Here is a 26,819-nt window from a genome sequence, read left to right as displayed (position 1 = left end):
ATTTACTAAAATGTGTGAATTTGCAGCAGCAGATAAAAATGTTTTAAAGCTTATGGGAGAAGAAAAAATTCAAAAAGCTAAAGAAGATTTTGGGGTAGTAGATGAAGATAATACAGAATGGTTATGTGAGATAGAATATACAACTAAAGGAGAAATTAAGAGTACAATTAATAACTTTAAATTAATAATTCTAAATGATCCTTTATTAAAAGGAAAAATAGCATTTAATGAATTTTCTAATAGAGCTACAGTCTTAGGTAATTTACCTTGGAGAAAGGAATATAAAGAGTGTGATTGGATTGATAGTGATGATAGTGGAGTAAGAGAATATATAGAAAAGTATTATGGTATAAATTCAACTTCTAAAATTACAGATGCTTTAAATTTAGTTTTTGAAATAAATTCATTCCACCCAGTTAAAGATTATTTAAATAGTTTATCCTGGGATGGAGAATATAGATTAGAAACTTTATTAATAGATTATCTTGGTGCTGATGATAATAGTTATGTAAGAACAGTAACTAGAAAAATGTTAGTAGCTGCAGTAGCTAGGATTTTTAATCCAGGAATAAAGTTTGATAATATGATAGTTTTAGCTGGAACTCAAGGAATAGGAAAAAGTACATTAATTGCTAGGTTAGGTCGTGAGTGGTTTAGTGATAGTTTAACAACTGTAACTGGTAAAGATGCATACGAGCAATTACAAGGTGTATGGCTTATTGAAATGGGAGAAATGATGGCCACAAAAAAAGCAGATATAGAGGCTACTAAACACTTTTTATCTAAGACCGAAGATATTTATAGAGTTGCTTATGGCAGAAGGACAAGCAGGTTCAAAAGACAATGTATTTTCATTGGTACTACTAATGATAGAGAATTTTTAAGGGATAGAACTGGTAATAGAAGATTTTGGCCAGTAGATGTAGGAATAAATCCTATAAAGAAACAAGTCTATAAATGCTTAGATGAAAACACAGTTAATCAAATATGGGCTGAAGCTATAGAACTATATAAAAAAGGTGAAGAACTATATTTAACAGGAAAAGAAGAAAAAGAAGCTAAAAAACAACAAGATGCACATAGCGAAGAAAACGCTAAATTAGGACTAGTGCAAGAATATCTAGAAAAATTAATTCCTGATAATTGGTATGAACTAGATATAGCTGATAGAAAGACTTTTATTCATGGTGGAGATTTTGGGGATAGTGAAGGAACAGTTCAAAGAACTAAAGTATGTGTTATGGAAGTTTGGGTAGAGCTATTCAATGGTGATCCTAAAAAACTCACACCAATTCAAAGTAGAGAAATAAATGATTTATTGAATCAAATTAAGGGGTGGAAAAAGGCTAAAAGCAGTTTAAGATTTGGAAAAGATTATGGCACACAAAGGGCTTATGTAAGAAAAATAGGTGTCAACAAAATAGAAAAATAATTTTGTTGACGCGTTGACGCATAGTGTCAACATTGACAACAAAAAAAAGGATTTGTTGACGCTATGTGTTGACACCTTTAAATATGATATATAGAGGTTTTAAGACTTATTATATACTATGTCAACAAAATATTATTTATAAGTATAAAAATAATAATTAGATACTATATATATGTACAATATGTTAATACTAACGCCTAATTAGCCTAATCTATATAGCTAATAGAAATTTTGTTTACTTTGATTAAAACAGGAGGAAAAATGGAAGAAAGTAAAATTGAAAGATATCTTAAGAAAAAAATAGAGTTGTTAAATGGAAAAGCTTATAAGTTTGTATCACCAGGAATTTCGGGAGTACCTGATAGAATTGTATTATTACCACATGGAAGGATTGTTTTTGTAGAACTTAAAGCACCTGGTAAGAAATTAAGGAAATTACAAGAAATAAGATTTAAGGAACTTAGAAATTTAGGTTTTAGGTGTGAAATGATAGACTCCATAGAAGCAGTAAATGAGTTTGTAGGTGAATTTAAGAATGAAGTTTAAAGCACATAATTATCAGAGATATGCAATAAATCATGTTATAAATAATGAAAAAGCAGGTTTATTTTTAGATATGGGATTAGGAAAAACTATTTCAACTTTAACAGCAATTCAAGAATTAATTTTTTTAGGATATGTAACTAAGGTTTTAGTAGTAGCACCTAAAAGAGTAGCAGAAGATACATGGAGTACAGAAGTAGAAAAATGGGACCATATAAATTTAAAAGTTTCTAAAATTTTAGGTGATGCAAAAAAGAGAATTAGAGCAATAAATGAGGAAGCAGATATATATGTAATTAATAGAGAAAATGTAGTTTGGCTTGTAGATCATTACAGAAATAATTGGATATGGGACACATTAGTTATTGACGAATTATCAAGTTTTAAGTCAAGTAGTTCTAAAAGGTTTAGAGCTATGAAGAAAATAAGAAAAAATTTTAAAAGAATTATAGGATTAACAGGTACACCAACACCAAACGGATTATTAGATTTATGGCCACAACTTTATATAATAGATGGCGGAGAAAGACTTGGAACTACAATAACAGGATATAGAGAAAGATATTTTACACCAGGACAAAGAAACCAAAATATAATATATGAATGGAAGTTAAAAGAAGGTTCAGAAGAAGCAATTCATAAAAAAATATCTGATATTTGTATTTCAATGAAATCAGAAGATTATTTGGATTTACCAAAACAGATAAATAACATAATTAAAATTGAATTACCTGATTCAATTAAAAAGCAGTATAAACAATTTGAGAAAGAATTAGTTTTAGAAGAAGAAAATATAATAGCATCTAGTAAAGCAGTTTTATGTAATAAATTATTACAATTAGCAAATGGTGCAATTTATAAAGATGATGGAAGTTTTAAAGAATATCATAATGAAAAGATAAAAGCACTTGAAGAAATAATAGATATTTCAAATGGAAAACCAATATTAGTTTTTTATAATTTTAAAAGTGATTTAGAAAGAATAAAGTCATCAATTAAAAACTGTAAAGAATTAAAAGATCAGAAGGATATTAAATTATGGAATGAAGGAAAAATTCCAGTTTTATTAGTTCACCCAGCATCAGCAGGACATGGATTAAATCTACAGTATGGAGGTAATATTATTGTTTGGTTTGGACTTACATGGAGTTTAGAGTTATACCAACAAGCAAATGCAAGACTTCATAGGCAAGGACAAACTAATAGCGTAATAGTGCATCATTTAGTTTCTAGTAATACAGTAGATGAAGATGTATTAAAAGCTTTAGAAAATAAAGAAGTTAATCAGAACTTATTATTAGAAGCAGTTAAAGCAAGAATAAAGGAGTTTAAAGCTAATGAAAAAAGTTAAAGATAAAATAAAAAAATATAAATCTATAAAAGCCGATATAACTAATATAGATATTAGACTTCAAGAAATAGAAGAAGAACTTTTAGGTGTAACTTCAATGGAGAATGGAGAGAGAACAAGTAAAACTTATAAGATAGTTTCAGGTGTAGAAGTACAAGCCGATAAATATATGAATGAGAAAGAAAAATTACTTAAGGAAAAAGTTGTATTATTGAGAGAATTAAGAAGAATTGATAATGCAATGAGTGTTTTAGATGAAATAGAAAAAGGTATTATTGAAATACTAATAATAGATAATAGAAGTTGTGCATTAGCACAAATGAAATATAATTTATCATATTCGAGAGTTAAACAATTACAATCAGAAGCAATTAAGAAAATGGCTAAATATCTATGATTATAAAAAAACTATAAAAAAATTATAAAAAAATTATAAGATTTTAGGAATTTAGGGTGCTATAATGGTACTATGAAAAAGATGTAGGTAGGGACTTAGAAGTTATTTTCTAAGTCCTTTTTTAGTAGATAAATTTATAGAAAGGAGATGTGGTATAATGTCTAATGTTAATAGTAAAAATAAAGGTGGCAGACCTTTAAAGTTTAAAAGTCCTGATGAATTACAAAAGAAAATTGATGAATATTATAAGTGGGCTAATGAAAATAGAAAACATATTACTGTTACTGGATTAGCTTGGTTTTTAGGTACTAATAGACAAACATTATTGAACTATGAAAATGAGAATAGTGATTTGTATAGGAATATTAAAAATAGCGAAAAAGCTAAGTTTATTGACTCCATAAAGTGTGCTAAGGCTAGAATAGAAATGGAATACGAAGAAAGTTTATTTTATAAGAATAGTTCTGTTGGTGCTATATTCACATTGAAAAACAATTATGGATACGTTGATAAGCAAGAAATAGTCCAAGAAAACAGGGAAATAAATGTAACTTTAGAAGACTAATTTTATGCATAAAATGCTTAAAAAATTGCATAATTAGTGTATAAAATGAATACTTGATTTAGCGAAATAAAATTACCAATTCAAAGACTTGCTATAAAGCTAGTGTTATCAACGGTTTACGGCGATTTTAATTATAAAAAAAGTATATTATTTATTTGCACTAAACCGTTGTTTAGCGAAATAATTTGAGAATTGGAAATTTAATGCTAATTAGAAGTTTGGGAAATAGTTTAGGAAATTAAATAAAGAAATAGACCTAAAATTCAAGGCTTTGGAATCTAAAATAGATTTTATTTTAAAAAATTTTTTTAAAATTTTTATTTTGAAACCACCCCCCTACCTTCTAATTAGAAATTTAATTTAAAATTTACGGTCTAAAATAATATTTTTTCAAAACAAAGGCCAAATATATTGAACCTCGAAGATTACTTTTGATATAATTATGTTATAATATGGTAAAAAGAGGTACGGAAGTGTTTAAAGAGTTTATAGGAAGTTTAATTAAAAATAATATAGGTAGTCTAATTAAAAGTATTATTGAGGTATTTAAATTTTTCATTGATTATTTTAGAAGAAATAAAATAATCAAATATATAATTAATAATAAAGATAGTCAATGTTTACATTTTGATGATATTGTACAAAAAACAAAGTTAACGCCTAAAATTATTTATTATCAATTAAAAAAACTTGAAGAAAATGGTGCAATATTAGATTTGTCATCAGATTTAGATGGTTGTCGAGAATTTGAACTCATAAGAATATTGAATATAGATATTATTTAGATTACAAGGAGGTGATTGGATTGGCACTAGAAAGTTTTAAAATATCAAAAAAGTGTTTTAATAAAGTATATTTAAAAGAATTAGAAAACTATAGTAAAAGATATAATGTATTTTACGGTGGTGCTGGTTCAGGGAAATCTCACTTCGTAGTTCAAAAGCTAATATTTAAATATCTAAAGTATAGTAATCGAAAATGCCTTGTTACTAGAAAAGTAGGAAATACATTAAAAGATTCTATCTATGCTTTATTTAAATCAGTCCTTGGGGATTGGAAAATATATGACCAATGCAAAATAAATAAAACAGATATGACAATAGAGTTGCCAAATGGTAGCTCTTTTATTTTTAAAGGCTTAGATGATAAAGAACGTATTAAATCTATAGCAAATATTGATGATATTATTGTTGAGGAATGCACCGAAATAGATGCAGATACTTTTGACCAGCTAGATTTAAGACTTAGAACTAGAAACCCTTACTTACAAATCCATGTAATGTTTAACCCTGTTTCAAAAGCTAACTGGGTTTATGGAAGATGGTTTGAAAAAGGATATAACAAGAAAGATACAGTAGTTTTACATACAACATATAAAGATAATAAGTTTTTACCACAAAGTTATATAAATGCATTACTAAAAATGAAAGAAAATAACCCAGTATATTTTAAGATATATGCCCTCGGGATGTTTGCTACACTCGACAAACTAGTTTATACAAACTGGGAAGAAAAACAGTTCGATTTTAGAGAAATAATTAAAACTAATAAGAATGTTAAAGCTGTTTTTGCTATAGATTTTGGATACACAAACGATCCTACGGCTTTTGTTGCTGCATTAATTGATGATGTAGAAAAAATTATATGGGTTTTTGATGAATTCCAACAAAAAGGAATGACTAATAAGGATATTGCAGAAAAAGTAATAGAAATGGGCTATAAAAAAGAAAGAATTACTTGTGATAGTGCTGAACCTAAATCTATAGATGAGTTAAAAGTCAATGGATTAGATAGGGTAAGGCCATCAATTAAAGGAAAAGATAGTATTTTAAATGGAATCCAATATATTCAGCAATATAAAATATATGTTTTACCAAAATGTATTTATATTTTAGAAGAACTTAAAAATTATACCTGGATTAAAGATAAAACAACTGGTGAATACATAAATAAACCAATAGATAAGTGGAATCATGGCCTAGATTCTCTACGCTATGCAGTTACTACTGAAGCAAAATCTGTTTCACCAGTAATAACATTATTAGATAGAAGATTACTAGGTATATAAGGAGTGTAATAGAAATGGTTATAGATAAAAATGATTATTATCAAGATGTAGAAATTACAGATAAGAGTTTTAAAATAGATGGGCATGAAATTAGAGGAATAACTAAATATCAAATTAATTATGATAGTAAATCAAGAGTTATATCATTAGATTTAAGTATAGATGTTAAATCTGTAAAGAATTTTGATGCAGTAGAAATCCACTTAAAATAAAATTAAGAAAGGAGCTGATAAAATGTCATTTGATTTAAGCGATCAAGAAAATTTAGAATTAGTTAAAACCCAGTATAGCACATATATTTCAAGTACAAATTTTAATTTGTTTCAGAAAATGTATGATTACTATAAAGGTAATACAGATGCGATGGCTAATTATAAAATGATTACTGACAGAAGTAATTTGAAAGTAAATTTAAATTACATAAAGAAATTTATTAAAGAAGAAGTTTCATATTCAGTAGGAAATCCAATTATCTACGAATCAAGAAGTAGCAATAAGAATTTTATAGATGATATAGATTATATATTAGGTTCTTGGCCAAGCAATCACGATAGTGATTTAATGAAATATCTTTTAATATTTGCAGAAGTTTACGAGCTTTATTATATAGATGAAGATGGAGATTTTAACTCAAAAATAATTAAACCTACTGAAGGATTTGGATTTATAAATAATGATGGTGATTTAGTATTTTTTATAAATATAAGAACTGACGTAATAACTCAAAAGCAATTTTTAGATGTTTATACAGATGATTTTATATATCATTTTGATACACAATTTAATCAATCAGAAGCTCCAACTAATAATATATTTGGAAAAGTTCCTGTATCAGTTGGTCAATTAACTTTTGAAACTACAGATGATAGTCTTTATAAAGATTTAAAAGGACTCCAAGATGCATACGAAACTAATTTATCTGATATTTCTAATGAAATAAGTGATTTTAGAAATGCCTATTTAAAATTTATAGGAGCTCAAATAGAAAAAGACCAAGCAAAAGAAATGAAGGCTATGGGTATAATACAAATGCCTGAAGGTGGTAACGCTGAATGGTTAATTAAGAATATAAATGATTTATTTATTCAAAATACTTTAGATAGATATGAGGATAAAATGTATCAAATAGCCTGTCATATAAATGCAAATGAAAAAATGCAAAGTAATACTTCATCATTAGCACTAAGAGCAAGATTAAATTCATTAGAAAATAAATGTAGCTTAAATGAAGGAGCACATAAAGATATTCTAAAAAATAGAATTAAATTTTTATGTAAGTTTTTAAGTATAAAACAAAATAAAACTTATGATCCAAAAGATATAAAAATAAAATATACTGCTAATATTCCACAAGATGATCTAATGATGGCCCAAATTTTCTCACAAACACCAGAAGGAACTATCTCAAAACAAACTGCAAGGGCTCAATTTACTTTTGTAGATAATCCAGTAAAAGAAGGCCAACTTTGTGAACAAGAACAACAAGAAGAATTAAATATGACGGAACCAATTCACCAAGGAGTTTAATAAATGGCTGATAATAATAAAATAAATTATGATACAGAATTAACTCCTGAAGAAAAAGAAGAAGTTCAAGCAGCATTAAATAATTTAAATGACCAAGATGTACAAGATGATGAAGATTTTATAAAAGATGTTTATGGGCAAGCTGATAATGATATGAATGAGGTTTATAAAAGTAATAATGAAAATAAAAAAAGCATTTTAGATAAAATATCTAAGGTGCTTTTATATTATACAATAGCAAATGAAACATTAAAGCTTTCTAATAGCGAATATAAGAGCCTTTTTTCTGACTTTAGTAAAACTATAGCCATTATGTTTAAAAGCCACGCTAAACTAACCCATAACGTTATGGAGAATACTTTAAATAATGTGGCTAATAAAATAATGGATAAATATAATATAAGAAAAACTCAAAAAGATAGAGAAAAATTGGTTAATCAATTATATCATGGAAAGCATTTTTCAGAGAGAATTTGGGAAAATGAACAAAAAGTAGCTAAACAAATTCAATTGGAAATTAAAAACTTACTAAAAGGAAAAGTAAGTGCTAATCAGATAGCAAAAAGAATTCAATTAAGATTTAATTCTAATGAATATAACGCTAAAAGACTTGCAGACACAGAAATATCAAGAATACAAAATGAATTATTCAGACAAAATTGTCATGAAACAGGGGCTAAGTATGTTTTATATAGGGCTACATTTTGTAGAAGTTGCTTAGAATGTTTAAGCCATCATAATATAACATATAAATTAGAGAATGCACCAATCTTACCTGTACATCCAAACTGCAGATGTTATTATTCAGTAATTAATAAGGAATAAAAATAATAGCTTTGGCAATAATTTAAATGTAATTCAAAAAAATTAACTTACCATAATACATTTTGAATCCCCATTCAAAATAATATTCACTTTCTAGGAGTAGCATTATAAATGTTACTCTTTTTTGTTACAAAAATAAGGAGTGATTAAATGAACGAATTAGAAAAATTAAGTAGACCATTAATTAGATATTTAGAGAAAAATTATAATCCTCATACTAAGATAGAGATTACGAAAAATGGAATAAAAGTTTTAACTGAAGAAATTTCTATTCCTAATATAGATAATAAACAGAAAAAGTATGAGTTAACCTATGATTATAAACTAGGAGATAGCCGTTTGGTGATAACTAATTCAGAAGCTATATATAATCAGATAGAAAACAAAAAATTATTTATAGCTCCTGATATTATAGATGATAGAACCTTTATTTTTTTAGTGAATTAGGTAAAATCGGTTTTGTATCATCTTCCCAAAGGAAACATGCAAAATAATTGATATCGGCTAGACTATAAGTTCTAATATATTTCCAACCAAGATCTTTGAATTCTTCAAAAAGTTTTTCACGTTCTTGATTAGACATATTTTCTATTGCGACACGATATTCTTGCATAGTTTATCACCACTTTTCTTTAGTAATTTATAAGCATAGTACAAACTAATTATAGCATTTGAGGAAAGTCTTAGATAACTAAGGCTTTTTATTTTGTCCTGGAATAAGACATTAAACTGTTTCAAAAAAAATAAGTTTCTAGTTCTTAGGAGTTAGAAGTTTAGGAGGAATTTATAAATGAAAAAATCAGAATTAATTAATTTATTAAATGATATTGCTGACGATGGTTCAATAGATGAAGTGTTACAGAATACTGATTTAGTAAAAGGTTTTATAGCAAATGGATTAACATTAGATGCATTTAAAGGTAAAGCATCTGAAAAAGAATTTAAAGCTTATATAGATAGTTTAAATGATAAACACTTTGAAAAGGCTTTAAAAACTTGGAAGGATAATAATTTAGAGAAGGAATTTGAACCTTGGATAAAAGAAAAATATCCTGATTTAATTAAAGATCCAGTACAGAAACAAATAGCAGAATTACAAGCCCAACTTGAAAAAGAAAAAGCGGCTAGTGCTAGAAAAGATTTATTGGCACAAGCTATAAGTTATGCAAATGAGAAAAAAATACCTAGCCAATTTGTAGAAAGATTTTTAGGAGAAGATTTAGAAAAAACTAAAGCTGCACTAGATGAATTTAATACAGTTTATTCTAAATCTTTAGAAAGTTTAGTAGATGAAAGGATTAAATCAAGTTCATTTAATCCTGGTATGAATTCAAAAGGATTAGATAATAATTTTGGTAAACAAATGGCTGAAAAAATGAATAACGTAAGTAATGAGCCTAAAGGTCCTAATCCTTGGGCTTAAATTTTTATAAAAAGGAGTGAAATTTAATGAATTTCAATGCAAATGTAAAACAATTTTATACATCACCTGAAATTTTAGCAACAGAAAAGAATTTAGTTTCTTTTACAGTTACAGTTTCAGATTCTTCTATTTCAGGGAATGCAGAAGGAAAAAAGGTAGTGCCAAGAGGTAGTTTATTAGCTTCTGATGGAACTATAAAAAATGATGGGACAGTTATAGGAATATTGGCCAATGATGTTGATGTTACTTCTGGTCCACAACCTGGTTCTTTAATAGTTGAAGGATATATATTAAAAGATAGACTTCCAGTAAAACCAGCACAACTTGCCATTGATGCACTAAAGAAAATAACATTTAGATAAAAAGGAGATGAATAGGAATGGCAAATATAGATGATTTATTTAATTCAAATGTATTATTAAATTACTATCAAACAAGACAAATACCACCAATGTTAGGAGAATCTTTATTCCCAACAATGAAAATTCAAGATATTGAATTCGATATGATTACTGGTGCTGATGGACTTCCTGTTTCTGCTTCAATACATGCGTTCGATACTGAAACAGAATTAGCAAGTAGAGAAGCAATTCAAAAAGGAGCAGCAACATTAGCATTAATTAAAAGAAAAATTAGAATTGGAGAAAAAGATTTAATTAAAATTAACACTCCAAGAACTAATGCAGAACAACAATTAGCAATTCAAAAGCTATTTAATGATTCTGATAAAATGGTACAAGCAGTTCAAACTAGAGCTGAAGCAATGAGAATGGAATTACTTTCAACAGGAAAAATAAACATCAATGAAAATGGTGTAGCAGTTGAATTAGATTATAAAGTTCCAGAAGCTAATACAAAAACTTTCGATTGGAGTGATCCTAAAAAATCTACACCTTTAGCAGATATTCAAACTTTAGCACAAGCAGTTCAAGAAACTTCAGGAGTATTACCTACTAGAGCCTTAACTTCTACTAAAGTTTTAAATCTAATATTGTCATCAGTTTCAGTTAAAAAAGCTATATTTGGAGTTAATTCAGATAAAATCGCTACTAGAAATGACTTAAATACCCTTTTAACTGCTATGGAATTACCAACAATAGCCGTTTATGATGCTAAATATAGAGTTTTAGGTGCTGACGGAAAATATACTACTAAGAGATATTTTAATGAAAGTTCATTTACTGTATTTGGTCCTGATAAAGTTGGAGATTCAGTATTTGGATTAACTGCAGAAGAAATAGAACTTATAGGTGATAATAAAATGTCCCAAGCTGAAATGGTTGGAAATATTTTTGTTGGAGTAGAAAAAGAAACAGATCCAGTTGCTAGATTTACAAAAGCAGCAGCTACTTTCTTACCTTCATTAGTAACAGGAAATACTATAGGTATTGCAACAATTCAAGAAGTTTCATCTCAAGCATCAACTTTAGCAACAGGTAAATAGTAATGACTAAAACAATAAAGCAGTTCTTAGAAGAAATTCAAAATAATTATCCTAGAGTTAATTCAAAAAAATTAGAACTTTATCTTAATATAGCATTAGTTAAAATAAAAAATTATCTAAATACAGATATGACAGACACTAGTTTAATAAGTAATTATAGAACGGCTATAATTGTAGCAATAGACAATGAAATAAATTTAGCAGATAAAAAGAATATATCAATGATTAAGGAGGGTAATATTTCTATAACTTATAAAGAAAATTCTAGTAAATTAAGTTCTGAAGTTAAAGCTTTATTACCAAGACCCTTTATAAAATTAATGGGATAGGGGCTGATAAAATGGTTTTATTCCCTAATACAGATATAACTATATATAATAAATACTTTAGGCCTGATGATGATATAGAACATTATCAAAAAAGTATAATTGAAGAAGTTGACTGGCAAAATAAAATAATAGCAACAGAAGGAAATAAGGGTGTTACTTTAAGTGATAGCACTCTTATTTTTATAGATAAAACACCTAACTATATTAAGCCCAAAAAATTTTTAAAGTTTGCAGATAGTGAAAGAAATAATTATTTCACTTTAACACCAGGAGATATTATTGTGAAAGATAAAATTGATTTTGAGTTAACAGGAAGAAAAGGAAATAATTTAGCTGCATTAGAAAACGAGTATGACGATGTAGTTAAAATAGTTTCTGTTTCTGAATTTACAGATCATTTTGAGGTAACTTGTAATTAATGTTTACTGTAAAGCTTGAATTTAATCCTGAACAAATATTATCAGCAAGAGGATTAAATCCAAATGGAAAAGCTCAAAAATATTTTACTAATCAATGTATCAATCACATGGATAAATATATCCCTTATCGCCGTGGTGGATTAAAAAATACTAGAATTGCAAATATAAATAACGTTGTGTATGAAATGCCATATGCAATAAGGCAATTTTATACTAATAGAGGTAATGGTATTGATGGAATTAATCATGGTGGATTAAGAGGACCACACTGGTCAAATCGTATGTGGAATAGTGAAGGTGACGAAATTCTTAGAGATCTTGCTGAGTTAGTAGGTGGCCATTTATGATAATAGATTCAATTAGAGATTATATAAAACAATGTCCAAGCCTTGAAAAATTTAATGGTGCTGTAAGAGTTAATGTAAATTATTTAGACGATAATTCAACGACCTATAGCTTAGAAGAAGTTCCAAGTAATCCACTTATTAAAACTTATTTAGATGGAAGCTCAATTAATAAGTTTGATTTTGTATTTTGTAGTAGAGAGCCTTATGGATCAGATGTATTACAGAATATAGATAATAGTGGTTTTTATGAAGAATTTTCAGATTGGATATATGAAAATAATTTAAAAAGAAATTTTCCTAATTTAGGTGAAAATTTAGAGGTACTTGAAATTAAAACTACAAGTACAGGCTATGCAATACAAGTAGATGAAGATACTGGGCGATACCAAATATCTTTATCGATAAAATATTTTAAAAAGAGAAAGTGAGGAATTTAAATGACAGTTAGATTACGTACAATGGAAGCAGATTATTTAAATGTTTCAACTACTAGTGGAACTCCTAAATATGCTTTTATGGGAGTAGGTTTTACAAAAGCTGATGAAAGTCCATCAGCTAAAACTACATCTAAACAATATATAAATCAAAAAAGTGCAGTACAAACTATAACTTCTTATGATTGGAAAATGGCAGTAGAAGCTGACCAAATAAAATAAGAAGAAGCTATTCAATACATTATGAATATTGGGAGAAATGAGTTAGTCGGATCAGATGCAGAAACAGATTATATAAAAGTAAATTTAGATAGCCCTATTTCAGGTCAGGCAAACACATATGAAGCAAGAAAAAGAAAAGTGGCTATCCAAGTTTCAGATTTTTCTAGTAAAGACGGGGAAATGGGATTAAAAGCTAACTTTTTAGCTAAAAGCGATATAATAATCGGAACTTTTAACACTTCAACTCGTACTTTTACACCTGGTCCTGCTAATACATCAGTACAAGCAGAATCTTAATTTTAATAAATAAGAGCCTAATATATAGGCTCTTTTAATTTAGGAGGAATATATAATGGCAAAATTTGAATTTGGTAGAAAAACAGTAACCCTAGAAATATGTAATAAAACATATACTATAGAAGATGATAAAAAACTAGATAAAAAATTAGTTGATTTTGGTGAATTTATGAAAGAAAAAGCTAATGAAATACCCCAAAAAGCTGATTACACTTATTATAAAAAAATAACTACAGATTTTTGTAATGATTGCTATAAATTTATAGATTCTTTATTAGGAGTTAATTCTTCAGAAGAAATATTTAAAGACAGAATGTATGATATTGAAGATTGTTTTAGTCTTTTAGATTTTATAAGAGAAGAATTAGAAACTCAAAGAGCTCAAAGAATGAAAAAATACTCAAATTCAAGAATTCAAAGAGACCAAGTAAAACAAAACTTTAAAAAGAGAAGATAATGTTTAGCTTATTATTAGATAAATTACCAACTACAGTAACCATAGATAATACTATATATAAAATAAATTCTAACTTTAGAGTATCCATTTTATTTGAACTAATGATGTTAGATAATGAATTAACAGAAGAAGAAAAAATAAATAATGCTTTAGAATTATATTATCCGGTAATACCAACTGATTTAAATAAAGCAATAGAAGAAATAATAAAATTTTATAGTTGTGGGGCTAATTCTTCAGATTCAAAAGGAAATGGAAGCTCTTATAAATCATACAATGACGTGTATAACTTTGAATATGATTCCGAATATATTTATAGTGCATTTATGGACCAATATAATATTGACTTAAATTCAATTAAATATTTACATTGGTGGAAGTTTAAAGCTATGTTTAAAAGTCTTAAAGAAGATAATTTAATTTCTAAAATTATTAGTTATAGAAGCTTAGATTTATCTGAAATAAAAGATGATGAAGAAAAGGCTAGATATAAAAAACTTAAAGAAATATATAAACTTCCTAATCAATATGAAAAAGAAGATGATAAAAAAATTAAAGAGATTGAGGCTATTTTAATGAATAAAAACTAGTAAACACCTTTATAATTGCTAAAAAATAGTATATAATTTGTATAAAAATTACTTTATACAAAAGATAAATAGGGGGATTAAAATATGAGTTTTTTTAGTTTACATGAGACATGTTCTTGTTGCGGTGGAGAAACAGGATTTAATAAATATAAATGTAAAGGTGGATACATTTGCCCCGAATGCTTAAAAAAGTCTAAAAAATTAAATATTCAGTTTATTCCTTTTACAATGACAGGAGAATCTCTAAAAAATAAATTTAAAGAAATAGAAGAAAACTTAAAAGATTTTAATGAAACATCTTCAATTTGTAATTCTTTTTCTATCGATGATATTAATAAGAAAGTTTGCATTAAATCATCTAACGGTATAAAGATTATTAAATTTAACAATTTATTAAGTGTTGAATTGCTAGAAGACGAAAATATAAAAATTTCATCTGGCGGATTAGGAAGAGCTGTAGCAGGTGGAGTTTTATTTGGAGGAGCTGGCGCTATAGTTGGTGGAGTTACGGGAAGAAAAAAAACAAAGTCAATAGTTAAATCTTTAAAAGTTAAGATAACTATTAAAGATAAAATTAATCCAGTATTATATATAGTGTTATCTAACTCTGAATTAAAAACATCATCTTTATTATATAAAGGTCTATTAGAAACGGCTCAAAAAATAATAGGCGCATTAGAATGTATTATTGATGAAAATAACATAAAAAATAGTGGTTCTAACAACTTATCTAAAGCAGATGAACTTATGAAATTAAAAAATTTATTAGATTTAGGAATATTAACACAAGAAGAATTTAATAATGAAAAATTTAAAATATTAAATAGATAAAACTAAATTAATCATATGTAGAACACTCAATTTATTTGGGTGTTTTTATTATGCAAAAAATTAAGAAAGGAGTGTGATTTATGAGCGATGGTCAAATAGTTATTGATACTAAAATAGATACAAGTGGTGCCGAAAAAGGATCAGAAACTTTAAGATCACAAGTTGCTAAGTTAGCTCATGAATATAAAAAATCAGGGATGGATGCTTCTGAAGCATGGAAAAAGGCTTGGCAAGATATGCAAAAAGAAACTACAGAAGCTACTAATAACACAGAAAGTAAATTAGAATCACTAAGAAGTTCCTTAATCAGATTAGGAACTGCAATTAGTATAGCTTTTGTTGTTGATAAAGCTAAAGATTTAGGAAAATCTATATTAGAAACAGGAATTTCATTTGACGCATTAAAAGAGCAATCTGAAATGGCCTGGACTTCAATTCTAGGAAGTCAAGAAAAAGCCATTGAAATGTTTAATCAAATAACTAATTTTGCCGCTACTACTCCTTTTTCTCAAATGGGAGTAGATGCCATGGCTAAACAATTATATAATGCTGGTTTTCAAGGTAAGGCTTTATTTGACCAATTAACTAAATTTGGTGATTTAGGATCGGCTCTTGCAATACCAGAAGATTCACTTAGAGAAATGGTTCGTCAATATGCTCAAGTTCAACAAGCTCAAGTAGCTTATACAGAAGATTTAAATATACTACAAGATAGAGGTATACCAATTTACAAAGCTTTAGCTCAAGTAATGCATACTAATGTAGCTAATGTTAAAAAACTAGCTTCACAAGGTAAAGTAACAGCAGACATATATAATAAAGCAATTGATTCGGTAGCAAAAAAATTTAATGGGGCTATGGATAAACAATCAACTACTTTCAATGGGTTAATGTCAACCTTAAAAGATAACTGGGAGGTATTATCTGGTACTTTATCTAGACCAATCTTTGATGTTTTGAAAAAACATTTAGTTGAGGTAGGTAATAAATTAGAGAAATTTAATCAGTTAGCTGGAAAAGATGGAATAATTAAAGCCTTACAAGAAATGTTTCCTCAATTTTATCCATTAATAAATGTTTTTAATGGACTAGGCAATATTTTAACTAATATAGTTTTGCCTGTTATTAAGGACTTTTTTACTTTTATCGGGAAAAATGCTTTTATAATCGGTTTGCTTGCTACAACTTTAGGTGGTTTACTACTTACATTTAAAGGCTTTATGATAATTAAAAGTATTATATCATCACTTCAAATTTTAGGAGCTGTTTTTGGAATTGTAGAAATGGCAACTTTATCAGAAGCCCAGGCACAAACAGCAGCTAACTTAGCATTTCTAGCTTGTCCTGCTTTTTGGATTGTAGGAGCTTTATTAGCTGTAGTAGTTGGATTTATATATCTTTGGAATACTTCAGAAGGATTTAGAAACTTTTGGATTGGTTTATGGAATGGAATTAAAGAAGCTTGTTCTAATGCTGTCAACTGGATCAGTAAAAAATTCGATGAACTTGGAAAATGGTTCGATAATCTTGGAAAATGGTTTAATAGTATTCCTGGAAAAATATCTAATTGGTTTACCTATATTTCAAATTCAGTATCTAATTTTTGGACTAATATTTTAAACTCAATTAACAACTGGGGAATTAGTGTATCTAATAAATTTAAAGGTTGGGGTAATGATATTTCAAATATGTTTAAAAGTTGGGGTAATAATATATCAAACTTTTTTACTAAAACAATTCCTGAAACTTTCAAAAAATTAGGTTTAGCTATAGTTAACTTTATTAAATCTATTCCTAGCTTATTAAATAAGCTATCAATAATAGGCCATGACTATGCTTTTAAAATGTTTGTTTCATTAGGTCATTTTCTAGGTTTAGCTTTGGGTTCATTAATAAAATGGGGTATTGATGTATGGAACTTTTTCACTAAAACAATACCACAATGGATTACTTTCGTAGGTGAGTGGTTTTCAAAATTACCAGGGCGAATAGAAAAGTGGTTGATTAATACCTATCATAAAGTTGTAGCATGGGGTAAAGATATGATCCATAAGGCTGTAGAAACTGCTAGTAACTTTATTAACAATTTTACACTTTGGATTTCTCAGCTTCCAGGAAGAATAGAAAAATGGTTAATTACTACTTATAACAATGTAGTTGCTTGGGGTAGCAATATGATTAATAAAGCCATAGAAACCGCAAGTAATTTCATAAATAATTTTATAGCCTGGATTTCTCAATTACCTGGTAGAATAGCTAATTATTTATCTACTACTTATAACAACGTAGTTGCTTGGGGTAGTAATATGATTAATAAAGCTATTGAAACTGCTAGTAACTTTATTAATAACTTTATTAATTGGATTTCTCAATTGCCTGGACGTTTTGGAAGTTGGTTAAGTCAATGCTTAAATAGCGTTGCAAACTGGGGCTATAATTTATATGTTGCTGGACGTAATGCGGCTATAAATCTAGTTAACTCAATAGTAGATGAAGTTAAATCACTTCCAGGTAAAATGATGAATTTAGGAAGTTATATAGTACATGGTTTATGGCAAGGTATTTTAAATGCTAAGAAGAAACTTATGGACGATATAAGAGGTTTTTGTGGTGGTTTTATTTCAGGATTTAAGGAAGGATTAGGCATACATTCACCAGCTAGAAAAATGATACCTATAGGTAAATATACTATTCAAGGGGTTTCAGTAGGTATGGATAATGAAATGCCTAACTTAAATGACCAAGTTAAAGACCAAATGTCTAAAATGGTTAATAAAATGAAAGCAACCGTAAAAGCTGAAACATCAGCACAAAGTTTTAAGGCTTCATTTGGTGCTATGACTATGAATAAATCATTTAAATTAATGATGCCCGATCAAAAACAAACTATACACCAAAATATTAATAATAATATTGTCATGGATAGTGATGTTATAGCAGCACATACAACACATAAAGTTATAGAAAATATAACAGAAAATCAAGATAGTTATTTAGTAGCAACAGGAGGTATTTTATAATGAATAAACCTGTTTTTTTTATATTCAATAATAAAAATTCATTTGATGATTTTGGGATAAAAATGATAGATGATATAACCATTCCCAATCCACAACCTAAAAGTGAAACTATTTCTATTCCTGGTGGAGAAGATTTAGTCATAAAAGATGGTGGATATTCTGATATTACTATTCCAGTTCCAATTGATATTTTGAACAAAGAAATTATTAAAAGAAAATATAGAGATATTAAGAATTGGTTATCTGATATTAAGGATAATAAACTTATTTTTTCTAATGATTCAGAAGTCTTTTATAGGGTTAAACAAATTAATTTAGATTCATTTAAAACTGAATTTATTGAAATGGGAAGTGCAACAATTAATTTTATTTGTTCCCCCTATACTTATTATTTAGATGGAATTTTAGAAATACCTTTAGTTCCTATTTTATTTAATGATTATGGGAAAGAAGCTAAACCTATTTTTCACATTAAAGCAGAAGGGTTAGTTACTCTTACTATAAATAACAGTTCAGTTGAGTTAAATGTTGGCCAAGAAATTACTGTAGATGTAGAAAGAGAGCTAATTTATAAAGAAGGAGTTATAAATAATTCAATAAAAAAGGGTTCCTGGGATTCTTTAGTTTTAAAACAAGGAAAAAATGAATTAAGTTATTCATGTGATGGAACTTTTAATAGCATTACTATAATTCCAAATTGGAGGTGTTTATAAAAATGAGTATAGAATTTTATAATTTTAATAATACAAACTATGAAAATGATGGTGATGTCACTTTAGCACCTTCAAAAGCTATTTTTAAAATTAAAATGAATGGTATTTGTGAAATAGAAATAGACCACCCATATGATAAAGAAGGTCGTTGGAAGATTATAAATAAAGGTGGAGTTATTAAAGCTCCTACGCCTTATTCTAATGGTCAACTTTTTGGTATATATGGAATAAAGAAAAATATGTTAAAGACAGGAATTACAATTCAAGCTAGACATATATTCTTTGATTTAATTCACACTACAGTTGATGATATTAGAGCTATAGATAAAAATGGTCAAGATGCTTTAAATATCCTTCTACAAGGAACTAAATTTAATGGCCATAGTAACATTTCAGCTTCTAATACTTGTTATTTTGTTAGAGATAACATAGTTTCTTTAATTAACAGTGATAAAGATAATACTTTTATAAAGCGTTGGGGTGGAGAAATATTTTTAGATAATTATGATGTCTATATAAACGATAAAATCGGTGGTAATTATGGAGCTAGAGTATCTTATGGTATAAATATGCTTGACCTTGGTATAAAGGAAAATAACGATAACATCGTAACTAGAATTAAGCCTATATCCTATAATGGTAGAACACTACCTAATTACGGGTATGTAGATAGTCCTTTAATCAATAAATATAGAATTATATACGAAAAATTTATTCAAATGGATAATTTAAAATTAAAATCTGATTTACAGGACCAATCTGATGATTCAGATGACGGAAGTGTTTTATTTGATACTGAAGAAGAACTTTATCAAGCTATGAAAGATAAATGTAATGAATTATTTGAAAATGGAATAGATAAGCCTGAAATAACAGGAAATATTAAAGTTGCTCCACTTGAAAATTCAGAGTTTTATAAAGATATAAAAGGTTTAGTTAATATAAGTCTTGGAGATACAGTAATAGCACATAGTGAGCTTTTAGATATTGATATGACTACTCGTTGTATAGGATATGAGTGGAACATATTAACTAAAAAATATAACTCAATTGAAATAGGTGATGTGGTTAAAAATTATTTTGAAAATCAATCAGATATTTCTAATGCAGTTAGTAAAGTTTTAAATGGTAATGGGAATGTAAAAACTGAAAGCCTAGAAGGAATAATCAATGGTTTAAAAACTAAGTTCCAAGCACAAAGGAATATAGCCCAAACACAACAAGTTAGAGCTATGCTATTCGAAGATAAAATAAAGGGAAGCTCAACTTATGGAGCTTTATCTATTGGAAGTATGGGACTAGAAATTGCAAGTGAAAGAACACCTGATGATAAGGACTGGAATTGGCAAACTTTTATAACTGGAACGCAAGTAGTAGCTGATTATTTAATAGGTAAATTAAAAACTGTTTTAATTGAAAATATAGATGGTTCGTTTCAAGTTGATTTAAGTCAAAGTGGTGGAGTAAACTTTTATAATAATGGGAAAAAAGCAATAAATATTTCAAATAACTCATTTGACTTATACGATTGGTATCATGATGGGAAATTTATAGGTAGCTTAGCATCTATGACAAGGATAGAAAATAAAGATATAGCCCTTATTCAATTAGCAAACAGTAAAAATAGTATTGTTAGTATTGCCTACCCTAACAACAATGAATATACATCATATATAGAATTCGATAAATTTAATATAGCTGGTAATGAATTTGATAAACCAATTCAAGTAAAAGAAGAAACAAATTTTAATTGGAACTGGTTATATAGGGCCCATCTATCTAATGATGATAAAACTGGCTGGATTTATGTAGATGAGGATAGAGCCGAAATTTCAATAGGAGATTATTTTATAAATTGTAAAAAAGGTCAAGCAACGATTGGAAGAAACGCTAGTGCTGGTGGAAATCAAATTATTATAAAAGATGATGGAATTCATTTTTATGGCCAACTTTTCAAAGGAGATTGACTGGTAAATAGCTTAGAAGAATTATTTGGAGAATCTACTGGAGGAAGTTCAGGAAATACAAATGGCCAAGCAAGTAATAAAGCTAGTGCAAATATTATTTATTATATGAAAGGTATCGAAGGTTTTGCACCTAACTATTATCATGATTCCGTAAATGTATTAACCCTTGGCTATGGTATGACTAGGGATGAATTAAATGGTGTTTCAGTTCCAATAAGTGAAAGTGAAGCAACAAGACATTTAAGAGATAATACAAATAGATTTTATTATACACCTATCTATAATAATTTGAGAAGTAAAGGCATTACTCCACTTCAAAGAGAAATAGACTCATTTGTTAGTTTTGCTTATAACGAAGGTGTTGGAGCTTTATTGAGTTCTACTCTTTATAGACTATATTGTCAAGGAATTAGGGACGAAAGAATTCATAATGAGTTTAAAAAATGGACTCTTGCAGGTGGTCAACATTTACCAGGATTAATAAGACGTAGAGAAGAAGAATGGAGAATATTTAGTAATCAAGGTAATGTAAATGGATATTATTCAAGACCTTATATAAATTATATAGATTCAAGAGGAAATTCAACTAGTAGATTAGTAGAAACTAATGGAGGATATGGTGCTAATCCATATTAGAAAGGAGTGATTAAATGACATTAGATAATCAAACTTTAATTTTTAATTTAGATAAAACATTCAATTTATTCAATTTATCAGCTAAACAATTTGATACTGATAATGCAAGAAGTTTTACTTTTCAGTTTATTCAAAACAATACTCCATTTAATCTAAGTAGTATAAATGTTAGTGTTGGTGGAATTAAGCCCGATGGTAAAAAAATATTTAATGATGTTCAAATTATAGATTCTACAAATGGAATAGTAGAACTAGACCTAACTTCACAGATGTTAGCTGTAAATGGTGTATTAAAACTAGAATTTATTTTTATGAAGGATAACATAAGACTTTCATCTTATCCATTTTAAATTAATATAGTTCCTTCAATTACTAATTTTAATGCAGTTATAAGTTCAGATGAATTTAATACATTAACTAATACTTTAAATTCAGTAGATGGAACAATTAACAACTTAACTAATAAAGTTAATGAAGCTATCGAAAAGACGAATGTGCAAGAAATAGCGAAAGAAGTATTAGGTGTTACTTTATCTTATATAAATCCTACATTTAGCGATTGTAATGACTTTAAAGACCCTAACAAGTATTTTACATGGGATACAGGACAAGGAGCATTTAATAATACACCTTTAGGAAATCTATCACAGGGGAGTGGAATAGTGTTCGAGGTAATTAACTATGGGGTTGAAGGAAAAGTACAACAAGAATTTATACAGACATACCCATTAAATTCTGTTAAAAAATGGATTCGAAATTATGCAAATTATAAAGATGGTGTTTGGTCAGATTGGCAATATACAGGTTCAGTACAAGATTCTATCAATACAAATACTAAACAGATAGCGAGTAATAGTTCATCAATTAATGACCTATATAACTGGGTAAATAAAAATATACAAATGGAGTATATAAGTGGTGCTACATCATTAACTTTACAACCAAATAAAGCTTATTATTTAGACCAACAACACGTAGCAGATATAACTAGTATAGACCATTCAGCATTACAGAATGGAGAAAAAGTATATTTCTATGTAGCTTCAGGCGACCCACTCGCACATATAGTTTTTAGAAGACAAGGACTATGTAACCCAAGTACTAGAGTTTGGTTGCCTTGTGGTCAAGATTTTTGGATTAGAGGGAATGAGAATGGGGATAAGATTTTCACTATGATGAAAATAGGTGATGCTATGAGATTTTTAAGTTAAAAGGAGTGATAATATGCACAGTAAAAATTTTATATTTTGGAAAACAGCATTTGAAAGAAATCAAGTTGATATTTATACTTTAGCTCAAATGACTGGTATAAATGGGGAATTAACATCTGATGAATTTCAGGAGATAACAGGAATGAATTATATTCCTGATGTAGCTGGTAATAAAGTTAATTTTGTATCAACAAGTGATATAATGCAGCAATTAGCAATGAGTAAAATTGCTAATATGCAAAAAGATAAAATGATTAGTGATTTAGCTAGTCAAATAGCACTAAATAAAATAAATAGTATGCAAAAAGATATGATTATAAACAACTTATCAAAACAAGTTGCAAATAATAAATTAGAATTAATAGAATTAAAAAATAAAGAAATGTAGTAAAGGCAGGTAATTAATATGAATAATGACAACTTTAATTTTTGGAAAATGGTATATGATATGAAGGCTATCGACATTAACACTTTAAGAAAAGCAGTAAAAACAACATCTAATCCTTATGGAGAAATATCAGAAGAACAGTTTAAAGAAATAACAGGAGTAGATTTTGAAGTTAAAGAAACTACAGCAACACCACAAACTACACCAGTAACTCAACCAGTTACACCAGTACAACCACAACAAGTTACTCAATAATAAAAAAAATAGGCAATAATTCAAGAATCTAAAAAGGTTCTTTTTTTTATTGCCTTAATTTATAGAAAGAGAGAAGTTTTATGAAGATAGATATAACAGTTTTAGTTGGTTTTGTTGCTACAGTCTTATCAATTTGGTGTATATTAGTCAAATGGAAAAAAGATGGTGCAAAACAAGAGTCTTTAGAAACTAAAGAACAAACTATTTTATCAACTAAGTTAGACTATATAAGTAGAAACTTAGATGATATAAAAGTAGACTTAAGGACTAGAGCAAAAGAAAATGCAGAACTAAAAGAAAGACTTATAAAAGTAGAAGAAAGCACAAAGTCAGCACATAAAAGGCTTGATGAAATAGAGAATAAATAGAAAGAAGGTAATTAATATGAATATAGGAGATACTTTAATAAATCAAATTGGACCAGTTGTTATTGCTGCGGTAATAGGAATTTTAGGAGTAACTATAAAAGCTGTTGGAAATGTTATTATTGAACTTATTCAAAAGAAAAAAGAAGAAGTAGAACAAAAATTAGAGATAGGAAAACATCAGCAAGAACTAGAAACAGCTAGAGAAGTTTGGGGAATGATTGATGAACAGTATAGAATTACTGGTAAGGTTGAAGATTTAATAAAATCAAAAGCAAATGATTTTGATAAATTACTTTTAGCAAAAATACCTTATTTAACTATTGATGAAGTTCAAGATTTAAGACAAGCTATTGCTGGTGAAGTTAATAAAGGTAAAAAGCTTCTTAATGAGGATTCTTTTAAAACTCAATTAGTAGATATTCAAAATAAAAATAACAAATTAGTTCAAGAAAATTCTGAACTAAAAGCTAAATTAAATCAAGTTAAATCAGTTTTACCAATAGAGCAAAGTCAATAAAATATTTTAACTGATTCTTTAAAAACTTATATATCTATAAATTAAGTTAAAAATTAGTAAATGTTTTCAAATAAAAATTGATATAAAAAAATATAGTGTTATACTAAAAAAGTAAATTTTTAAATTTTTACATCCCGACAACAAGAAACCTATAATTAATTATAGGTTTCTTGTTTTTTTTAGATATTAACATTAAACAAAAATTATGATAAACTAGATTTAAGTACTATTTAGTTTTCTTAAAATTATCATAAATAAAAAAAGGCTAGAACTTTTCTAGTCTTTTTTCGTTCAAAATATATTTTTGAACAATGATTTAAAATTTAAAATTATTAATTGTTATAATAAAATAACTTGATATAATTAAAATACATTCTTTATTATACACTTCAAAAAAAAATAAGAAATCTAAAATATTTTAGGATTCTTATCTTTTACATGTTAACATTAAACATAAATTTTGATAAAATATATATGAAAAGTATTAAGCAATTTAAAAACTCTCATATATGTTTTTAAAGTACATAAAAAAGACTCGAAGAAATTCGGGTCTTTTTTATGTTCAAAAATATAAATGAAAAGGAGAAATACAAATGTTAAAAGGAATAGATGTATCAGAACATCAAGGAACAATAGACTGGAATCAAGTGAAAGGTAATATAGACTTTGCTATTCTAAGAGCTGGTTATGGCAATAACAATATAGATAAACAATTTATAAGAAATATATGTGAGTGCAATAGATTAGGAATACCAGTAGGAATTTATTGGTTTAGTTATGCTTATAATTGCGATATGGCAAGAAATGAAGCTAATTTTGCAATACAAGCTATTAAAAATTATAAAATAGATTTACCTATTTTCTTTGATTTTGAATATGACAGTGTTAATTATGCTAATAAATGCAGAGTTGCTGTAAATCAAAGATTAGCGACTGATATGGTTAAAGCATTTTGTAAAAGAATAAAAGAACTAGGATATAAACCAGGTAATTATTCTAATCAAGACTTTATTTTAAATAAATTTTATAATAATGAATTAACTCAATACCCATTATGGTACGCTTATTATAATCAAAATAAAAATCGTGATTGTATGATATGGCAGTATTCTGAAAATGGAAGAGTACCAGGAATAAATACGGATTCAGTAGATATGAATTATTGCTATACAGATTTAGGAGAAATAAAGCCTGTAGTTAACTTTAATGCTAAAGCATTATGGGAAATTTCTATTCAAGGTGATGAAGTTAAAGCTCTACAAGAAGAATTAAATAGACAATGTGGAGCTAATTTAAAAGTTGATGGACTTTTCGGAGAAGATACTTTAAATGCTTGTATAACTATTTATCCAGGAGCAAAAGGAAATATAACTAGACTAATTCAACAAAGATTAATTAATAGGGGGTATAACTTAAATCCATATGGTGCTGATGGTGATTTCGGAGATACTACTGTAAAAGCCGTTAAAAGACTTCAAGATTGCTTTAATCTTATACAAGATGGAATTATAGGCAAGAACACATGGAAAGCGTTATATGGATTAAATCAAGGTAGTTTTTAATATAAAAATAAGGAGCTTACCTGCTCCTTATTTTTATATTATTTAACTTTTTTATTCATAAATTCAATTACACTAGGTAATATATTAATATCAGATGATTCAATTATTTTTTTATAATAATTACTTTTATTTTCATTATTATAATATTTTATTAAACTTTTGAAAAAAGGTAATTTTAAAGATACTATTTCATCTTCAGGGTTAATTTTCAATGCTTTTTCCAATAATTCTATAGATTTATTTAAATCGGTTAATAAATATATATCAGCCATATTATCATATATAACTGGTAATCTTGATCTTTCGCAGAGTGGTAATAATCTATACCTATATTCCAATGCTTTTTCAAATTCAAAATTTTCTTCTGAAAGTATGCTTAAAATTGTTAAAGTATCTATATCTGATTCATTGAAATTTTCCAATATTATTTCAGATACTAATTTACATTTATCATTTATATTTCTTGCATAATATATTTCTTGTAATTCTTTCAATTCATTTATATTTAGTTTTTTGAAATCTTCAACAGTATAATCATCGGTATTATTAAGTTTTTTTTCAGTTGTAACAATTGTAAAATCTTTATTTAACTCATAAATATAATAATTACATGCTAATGCTATTAAAGAACTTATTGCAAAAACTATAAGTATTTTTTTTTGTGATTTCATAGTTTCCCCC

Annotated in this window: 36 protein-coding genes; 34 read left to right on the top strand and 2 right to left on the bottom strand. The window is 27.3% G+C overall.

Going from position 1 to position 26,819, the window contains the following annotated elements:
• From HMPREF1092_RS16160 to HMPREF1092_RS16110, 11 genes are all read left to right on the top strand, one after another.
• A partial coding sequence (locus HMPREF1092_RS16160) for a virulence-associated E family protein (protein WP_002599774.1) occupies positions 1–1,432 on the top strand: 1,432 nt, incomplete at its 5' end.
• A gap of 261 nt (positions 1,433–1,693) precedes the next feature.
• Complete coding sequence (locus HMPREF1092_RS16155; protein WP_002599773.1) at positions 1,694–1,978, top strand: VRR-NUC domain-containing protein; 285 nt, start codon at positions 1,694–1,696, stop codon at positions 1,976–1,978.
• A complete protein-coding gene (locus HMPREF1092_RS16150) occupies positions 1,968–3,326 on the top strand; it encodes an SNF2-related protein (protein WP_002599772.1) in 1,359 nt (452 codons plus the stop codon). The genes HMPREF1092_RS16155 and HMPREF1092_RS16150 overlap by 11 nt, the downstream gene beginning before the upstream one ends.
• Positions 3,313–3,723, top strand: a complete 411-nt coding sequence (locus HMPREF1092_RS16145; RefSeq protein WP_002599771.1) for a sigma-70 family RNA polymerase sigma factor — start codon at positions 3,313–3,315, stop codon at positions 3,721–3,723. The genes HMPREF1092_RS16150 and HMPREF1092_RS16145 overlap by 14 nt, the downstream gene beginning before the upstream one ends.
• A 157-nt stretch (positions 3,724–3,880) precedes the next feature.
• The gene (locus HMPREF1092_RS16140; protein WP_002599770.1) at positions 3,881–4,288 is read left to right on the top strand and encodes a terminase small subunit; all 408 of its coding nucleotides are present in this window, start codon (positions 3,881–3,883) and stop codon (positions 4,286–4,288) included.
• A gap of 473 nt (positions 4,289–4,761) precedes the next feature.
• Positions 4,762–5,073, top strand: coding sequence for a helix-turn-helix domain-containing protein (locus HMPREF1092_RS16135; protein ID WP_002599769.1), 312 nt, complete (start codon positions 4,762–4,764; stop codon positions 5,071–5,073).
• A gap of 20 nt (positions 5,074–5,093) precedes the next feature.
• Complete coding sequence (locus HMPREF1092_RS16130) at positions 5,094–6,356, top strand: PBSX family phage terminase large subunit (protein ID WP_002599768.1); 1,263 nt, start codon at positions 5,094–5,096, stop codon at positions 6,354–6,356.
• Between the two features lie 14 nt (positions 6,357–6,370).
• On the top strand, positions 6,371–6,568 hold the full coding sequence (locus HMPREF1092_RS16125) for a hypothetical protein (protein ID WP_002599767.1): 198 nt from the start codon (positions 6,371–6,373) through the stop codon (positions 6,566–6,568).
• A gap of 22 nt (positions 6,569–6,590) precedes the next feature.
• On the top strand, positions 6,591–7,883 hold the full coding sequence (locus HMPREF1092_RS16120) for a phage portal protein (RefSeq protein ID WP_002599766.1): 1,293 nt from the start codon (positions 6,591–6,593) through the stop codon (positions 7,881–7,883).
• Between the two features lie 3 nt (positions 7,884–7,886).
• Positions 7,887–8,708, top strand: coding sequence for a structural protein (locus tag HMPREF1092_RS16115; RefSeq protein WP_002599765.1), 822 nt, complete (start codon positions 7,887–7,889; stop codon positions 8,706–8,708).
• Positions 8,709–8,858: 150 nt separating this feature from the next.
• Entirely contained in the window at positions 8,859–9,155 is a 297-nt protein-coding gene (locus HMPREF1092_RS16110) for a hypothetical protein (protein ID WP_002599764.1), read from the top strand.
• Here HMPREF1092_RS16110 and HMPREF1092_RS16105 read toward each other — a convergent pair.
• The gene (locus HMPREF1092_RS16105) at positions 9,136–9,321 is read right to left on the bottom strand and encodes a hypothetical protein (RefSeq protein WP_040414582.1); all 186 of its coding nucleotides are present in this window, start codon (positions 9,319–9,321) and stop codon (positions 9,136–9,138) included. The genes HMPREF1092_RS16110 and HMPREF1092_RS16105 overlap by 20 nt on opposite strands.
• Before the next feature lie 177 nt (positions 9,322–9,498).
• On the opposite strand from HMPREF1092_RS16105, the gene HMPREF1092_RS16100 reads away from it, so the two are divergent.
• The 23 genes from HMPREF1092_RS16100 to HMPREF1092_RS15995 all read left to right on the top strand — a co-directional run bounded on the left by HMPREF1092_RS16100 (position 9,499) and on the right by HMPREF1092_RS15995 (position 26,138).
• Entirely contained in the window at positions 9,499–10,131 is a 633-nt protein-coding gene (locus HMPREF1092_RS16100; RefSeq protein WP_002599763.1) for a DUF4355 domain-containing protein, read from the top strand.
• 26 nt (positions 10,132–10,157) lie between these two features.
• Positions 10,158–10,493, top strand: a complete 336-nt coding sequence (locus HMPREF1092_RS16095; RefSeq protein ID WP_002599762.1) for a hypothetical protein — start codon at positions 10,158–10,160, stop codon at positions 10,491–10,493.
• A gap of 17 nt (positions 10,494–10,510) precedes the next feature.
• Positions 10,511–11,575 carry a major capsid protein gene (locus HMPREF1092_RS16090; RefSeq protein ID WP_002599761.1) on the top strand — a complete coding sequence of 355 codons (1,065 nt, stop codon included), beginning with the start codon at positions 10,511–10,513 and terminating at the stop codon, positions 11,573–11,575.
• A gap of 2 nt (positions 11,576–11,577) precedes the next feature.
• Positions 11,578–11,904 (top strand): hypothetical protein, encoded by a 327-nt coding sequence (locus tag HMPREF1092_RS16085; RefSeq protein WP_002599760.1) that lies wholly within the window; start codon positions 11,578–11,580, stop codon positions 11,902–11,904.
• A gap of 11 nt (positions 11,905–11,915) precedes the next feature.
• Positions 11,916–12,323, top strand: a complete 408-nt coding sequence (locus tag HMPREF1092_RS16080; protein WP_002599759.1) for a DUF6751 family protein — start codon at positions 11,916–11,918, stop codon at positions 12,321–12,323.
• Positions 12,323–12,670 carry a minor capsid protein gene (locus HMPREF1092_RS16075; protein ID WP_002599758.1) on the top strand — a complete coding sequence of 116 codons (348 nt, stop codon included), beginning with the start codon at positions 12,323–12,325 and terminating at the stop codon, positions 12,668–12,670. The genes HMPREF1092_RS16080 and HMPREF1092_RS16075 overlap by 1 nt, the downstream gene beginning before the upstream one ends.
• Positions 12,667–13,098 carry a hypothetical protein gene (locus tag HMPREF1092_RS16070; RefSeq protein WP_002599757.1) on the top strand — a complete coding sequence of 144 codons (432 nt, stop codon included), beginning with the start codon at positions 12,667–12,669 and terminating at the stop codon, positions 13,096–13,098. Before HMPREF1092_RS16075 ends, HMPREF1092_RS16070 begins: the two co-directional genes overlap by 4 nt.
• Before the next feature lie 9 nt (positions 13,099–13,107).
• A complete protein-coding gene (locus HMPREF1092_RS17610) occupies positions 13,108–13,326 on the top strand; it encodes a hypothetical protein (protein ID WP_002599756.1) in 219 nt (72 codons plus the stop codon).
• Positions 13,327–13,347: 21 nt separating this feature from the next.
• Entirely contained in the window at positions 13,348–13,623 is a 276-nt protein-coding gene (locus HMPREF1092_RS17605; RefSeq protein WP_002599755.1) for a hypothetical protein, read from the top strand.
• Between the two features lie 55 nt (positions 13,624–13,678).
• Positions 13,679–14,080 (top strand): hypothetical protein, encoded by a 402-nt coding sequence (locus HMPREF1092_RS16060; RefSeq protein ID WP_002599754.1) that lies wholly within the window; start codon positions 13,679–13,681, stop codon positions 14,078–14,080.
• Complete coding sequence (locus HMPREF1092_RS16055; RefSeq protein WP_002599753.1) at positions 14,080–14,670, top strand: bacteriophage Gp15 family protein; 591 nt, start codon at positions 14,080–14,082, stop codon at positions 14,668–14,670. The genes HMPREF1092_RS16060 and HMPREF1092_RS16055 overlap by 1 nt, the downstream gene beginning before the upstream one ends.
• Before the next feature lie 84 nt (positions 14,671–14,754).
• Positions 14,755–15,501, top strand: coding sequence for an SHOCT domain-containing protein (locus HMPREF1092_RS16050; protein ID WP_002599752.1), 747 nt, complete (start codon positions 14,755–14,757; stop codon positions 15,499–15,501).
• 80 nt (positions 15,502–15,581) lie between these two features.
• Positions 15,582–18,521, top strand: coding sequence for a tape measure protein (locus tag HMPREF1092_RS16045; protein WP_002599751.1), 2,940 nt, complete (start codon positions 15,582–15,584; stop codon positions 18,519–18,521).
• Positions 18,521–19,234, top strand: a complete 714-nt coding sequence (locus tag HMPREF1092_RS16040; RefSeq protein ID WP_002599750.1) for a distal tail protein Dit — start codon at positions 18,521–18,523, stop codon at positions 19,232–19,234. Before HMPREF1092_RS16045 ends, HMPREF1092_RS16040 begins: the two co-directional genes overlap by 1 nt.
• A gap of 2 nt (positions 19,235–19,236) precedes the next feature.
• Positions 19,237–21,201, top strand: coding sequence for a phage tail spike protein (locus HMPREF1092_RS16035; protein WP_002599749.1), 1,965 nt, complete (start codon positions 19,237–19,239; stop codon positions 21,199–21,201).
• Positions 21,202–21,306: 105 nt separating this feature from the next.
• Positions 21,307–21,837, top strand: coding sequence for a lysozyme (locus tag HMPREF1092_RS16030; protein WP_002599748.1), 531 nt, complete (start codon positions 21,307–21,309; stop codon positions 21,835–21,837).
• A 14-nt stretch (positions 21,838–21,851) separates the two neighbouring features.
• Positions 21,852–22,187 carry a BppU family phage baseplate upper protein gene (locus tag HMPREF1092_RS16025; protein ID WP_002599747.1) on the top strand — a complete coding sequence of 112 codons (336 nt, stop codon included), beginning with the start codon at positions 21,852–21,854 and terminating at the stop codon, positions 22,185–22,187.
• 144 nt (positions 22,188–22,331) lie between these two features.
• Positions 22,332–23,048, top strand: coding sequence for a hypothetical protein (locus tag HMPREF1092_RS16020; RefSeq protein ID WP_002599746.1), 717 nt, complete (start codon positions 22,332–22,334; stop codon positions 23,046–23,048).
• Positions 23,049–23,061: 13 nt separating this feature from the next.
• A complete protein-coding gene (locus HMPREF1092_RS16015; protein WP_002599745.1) occupies positions 23,062–23,436 on the top strand; it encodes a hypothetical protein in 375 nt (124 codons plus the stop codon).
• 18 nt (positions 23,437–23,454) lie between these two features.
• The gene (locus HMPREF1092_RS16010; protein WP_002599744.1) at positions 23,455–23,691 is read left to right on the top strand and encodes an XkdX family protein; all 237 of its coding nucleotides are present in this window, start codon (positions 23,455–23,457) and stop codon (positions 23,689–23,691) included.
• 80 nt (positions 23,692–23,771) lie between these two features.
• Positions 23,772–24,059, top strand: a complete 288-nt coding sequence (locus HMPREF1092_RS16005) for a hypothetical protein (protein ID WP_002599743.1) — start codon at positions 23,772–23,774, stop codon at positions 24,057–24,059.
• 16 nt (positions 24,060–24,075) lie between these two features.
• Positions 24,076–24,576, top strand: coding sequence for a hypothetical protein (locus HMPREF1092_RS16000; RefSeq protein ID WP_002599742.1), 501 nt, complete (start codon positions 24,076–24,078; stop codon positions 24,574–24,576).
• Between the two features lie 593 nt (positions 24,577–25,169).
• The gene (locus HMPREF1092_RS15995; RefSeq protein ID WP_002599741.1) at positions 25,170–26,138 is read left to right on the top strand and encodes a GH25 family lysozyme; all 969 of its coding nucleotides are present in this window, start codon (positions 25,170–25,172) and stop codon (positions 26,136–26,138) included.
• A 38-nt stretch (positions 26,139–26,176) separates the two neighbouring features.
• Here HMPREF1092_RS15995 and HMPREF1092_RS15990 read toward each other — a convergent pair whose 3' ends face one another.
• Entirely contained in the window at positions 26,177–26,809 is a 633-nt protein-coding gene (locus HMPREF1092_RS15990) for a tetratricopeptide repeat protein (RefSeq protein ID WP_002599740.1), read from the bottom strand.
• Between the last annotated feature and the right edge of the window lie 10 nt (positions 26,810–26,819).

The sequence above is a fragment of the Clostridium thermobutyricum genome (assembly GCF_000371465.1).
Classification (GTDB): Bacteria; Bacillota; Clostridia; order Clostridiales; family Clostridiaceae; genus Clostridium; species Clostridium thermobutyricum.
This window is presented reverse-complemented; position numbering and strand designations above follow the sequence as displayed.

Bases quoted from the DNA above. Each gene is read 5' to 3' on its own strand.
- HMPREF1092_RS16155 (WP_002599773.1), top strand. From the start codon at position 1,694: ATGGAAGAAAGTAAAATTGAAAGATATCTTAAGAAAAAAATAGAGTTG.
- HMPREF1092_RS16150 (WP_002599772.1), top strand. From the start codon at position 1,968: ATGAAGTTTAAAGCACATAATTATCAGAGATATGCAATAAATCATGTT.
- HMPREF1092_RS16145 (WP_002599771.1), top strand. From the start codon at position 3,313: ATGAAAAAAGTTAAAGATAAAATAAAAAAATATAAATCTATAAAAGCC.
- HMPREF1092_RS16140 (WP_002599770.1), top strand. From the start codon at position 3,881: ATGTCTAATGTTAATAGTAAAAATAAAGGTGGCAGACCTTTAAAGTTT.
- HMPREF1092_RS16125 (WP_002599767.1), top strand. From the start codon at position 6,371: ATGGTTATAGATAAAAATGATTATTATCAAGATGTAGAAATTACAGAT.
- HMPREF1092_RS16120 (WP_002599766.1), top strand. From the start codon at position 6,591: ATGTCATTTGATTTAAGCGATCAAGAAAATTTAGAATTAGTTAAAACC.
- HMPREF1092_RS16115 (WP_002599765.1), top strand. From the start codon at position 7,887: ATGGCTGATAATAATAAAATAAATTATGATACAGAATTAACTCCTGAA.
- HMPREF1092_RS16110 (WP_002599764.1), top strand. From the start codon at position 8,859: ATGAACGAATTAGAAAAATTAAGTAGACCATTAATTAGATATTTAGAG.
- HMPREF1092_RS16105 (WP_040414582.1), bottom strand. From the start codon at position 9,321: ATGCAAGAATATCGTGTCGCAATAGAAAATATGTCTAATCAAGAACGT.
- HMPREF1092_RS16100 (WP_002599763.1), top strand. From the start codon at position 9,499: ATGAAAAAATCAGAATTAATTAATTTATTAAATGATATTGCTGACGAT.
- HMPREF1092_RS16095 (WP_002599762.1), top strand. From the start codon at position 10,158: ATGAATTTCAATGCAAATGTAAAACAATTTTATACATCACCTGAAATT.
- HMPREF1092_RS16090 (WP_002599761.1), top strand. From the start codon at position 10,511: ATGGCAAATATAGATGATTTATTTAATTCAAATGTATTATTAAATTAC.
- HMPREF1092_RS16085 (WP_002599760.1), top strand. From the start codon at position 11,578: ATGACTAAAACAATAAAGCAGTTCTTAGAAGAAATTCAAAATAATTAT.
- HMPREF1092_RS16080 (WP_002599759.1), top strand. From the start codon at position 11,916: ATGGTTTTATTCCCTAATACAGATATAACTATATATAATAAATACTTT.
- HMPREF1092_RS16075 (WP_002599758.1), top strand. From the start codon at position 12,323: ATGTTTACTGTAAAGCTTGAATTTAATCCTGAACAAATATTATCAGCA.
- HMPREF1092_RS16070 (WP_002599757.1), top strand. From the start codon at position 12,667: ATGATAATAGATTCAATTAGAGATTATATAAAACAATGTCCAAGCCTT.
- HMPREF1092_RS17610 (WP_002599756.1), top strand. From the start codon at position 13,108: ATGACAGTTAGATTACGTACAATGGAAGCAGATTATTTAAATGTTTCA.
- HMPREF1092_RS17605 (WP_002599755.1), top strand. From the start codon at position 13,348: ATGAATATTGGGAGAAATGAGTTAGTCGGATCAGATGCAGAAACAGAT.
- HMPREF1092_RS16060 (WP_002599754.1), top strand. From the start codon at position 13,679: ATGGCAAAATTTGAATTTGGTAGAAAAACAGTAACCCTAGAAATATGT.
- HMPREF1092_RS16055 (WP_002599753.1), top strand. From the start codon at position 14,080: ATGTTTAGCTTATTATTAGATAAATTACCAACTACAGTAACCATAGAT.
- HMPREF1092_RS16050 (WP_002599752.1), top strand. From the start codon at position 14,755: ATGAGTTTTTTTAGTTTACATGAGACATGTTCTTGTTGCGGTGGAGAA.
- HMPREF1092_RS16045 (WP_002599751.1), top strand. From the start codon at position 15,582: ATGAGCGATGGTCAAATAGTTATTGATACTAAAATAGATACAAGTGGT.
- HMPREF1092_RS16040 (WP_002599750.1), top strand. From the start codon at position 18,521: ATGAATAAACCTGTTTTTTTTATATTCAATAATAAAAATTCATTTGAT.
- HMPREF1092_RS16035 (WP_002599749.1), top strand. From the start codon at position 19,237: ATGAGTATAGAATTTTATAATTTTAATAATACAAACTATGAAAATGAT.
- HMPREF1092_RS16030 (WP_002599748.1), top strand. From the start codon at position 21,307: ATGAAAGGTATCGAAGGTTTTGCACCTAACTATTATCATGATTCCGTA.
- HMPREF1092_RS16025 (WP_002599747.1), top strand. From the start codon at position 21,852: ATGACATTAGATAATCAAACTTTAATTTTTAATTTAGATAAAACATTC.
- HMPREF1092_RS16015 (WP_002599745.1), top strand. From the start codon at position 23,062: ATGCACAGTAAAAATTTTATATTTTGGAAAACAGCATTTGAAAGAAAT.
- HMPREF1092_RS16010 (WP_002599744.1), top strand. From the start codon at position 23,455: ATGAATAATGACAACTTTAATTTTTGGAAAATGGTATATGATATGAAG.
- HMPREF1092_RS16005 (WP_002599743.1), top strand. From the start codon at position 23,772: ATGAAGATAGATATAACAGTTTTAGTTGGTTTTGTTGCTACAGTCTTA.
- HMPREF1092_RS16000 (WP_002599742.1), top strand. From the start codon at position 24,076: ATGAATATAGGAGATACTTTAATAAATCAAATTGGACCAGTTGTTATT.
- HMPREF1092_RS15995 (WP_002599741.1), top strand. From the start codon at position 25,170: ATGTTAAAAGGAATAGATGTATCAGAACATCAAGGAACAATAGACTGG.
- HMPREF1092_RS15990 (WP_002599740.1), bottom strand. From the start codon at position 26,809: ATGAAATCACAAAAAAAAATACTTATAGTTTTTGCAATAAGTTCTTTA.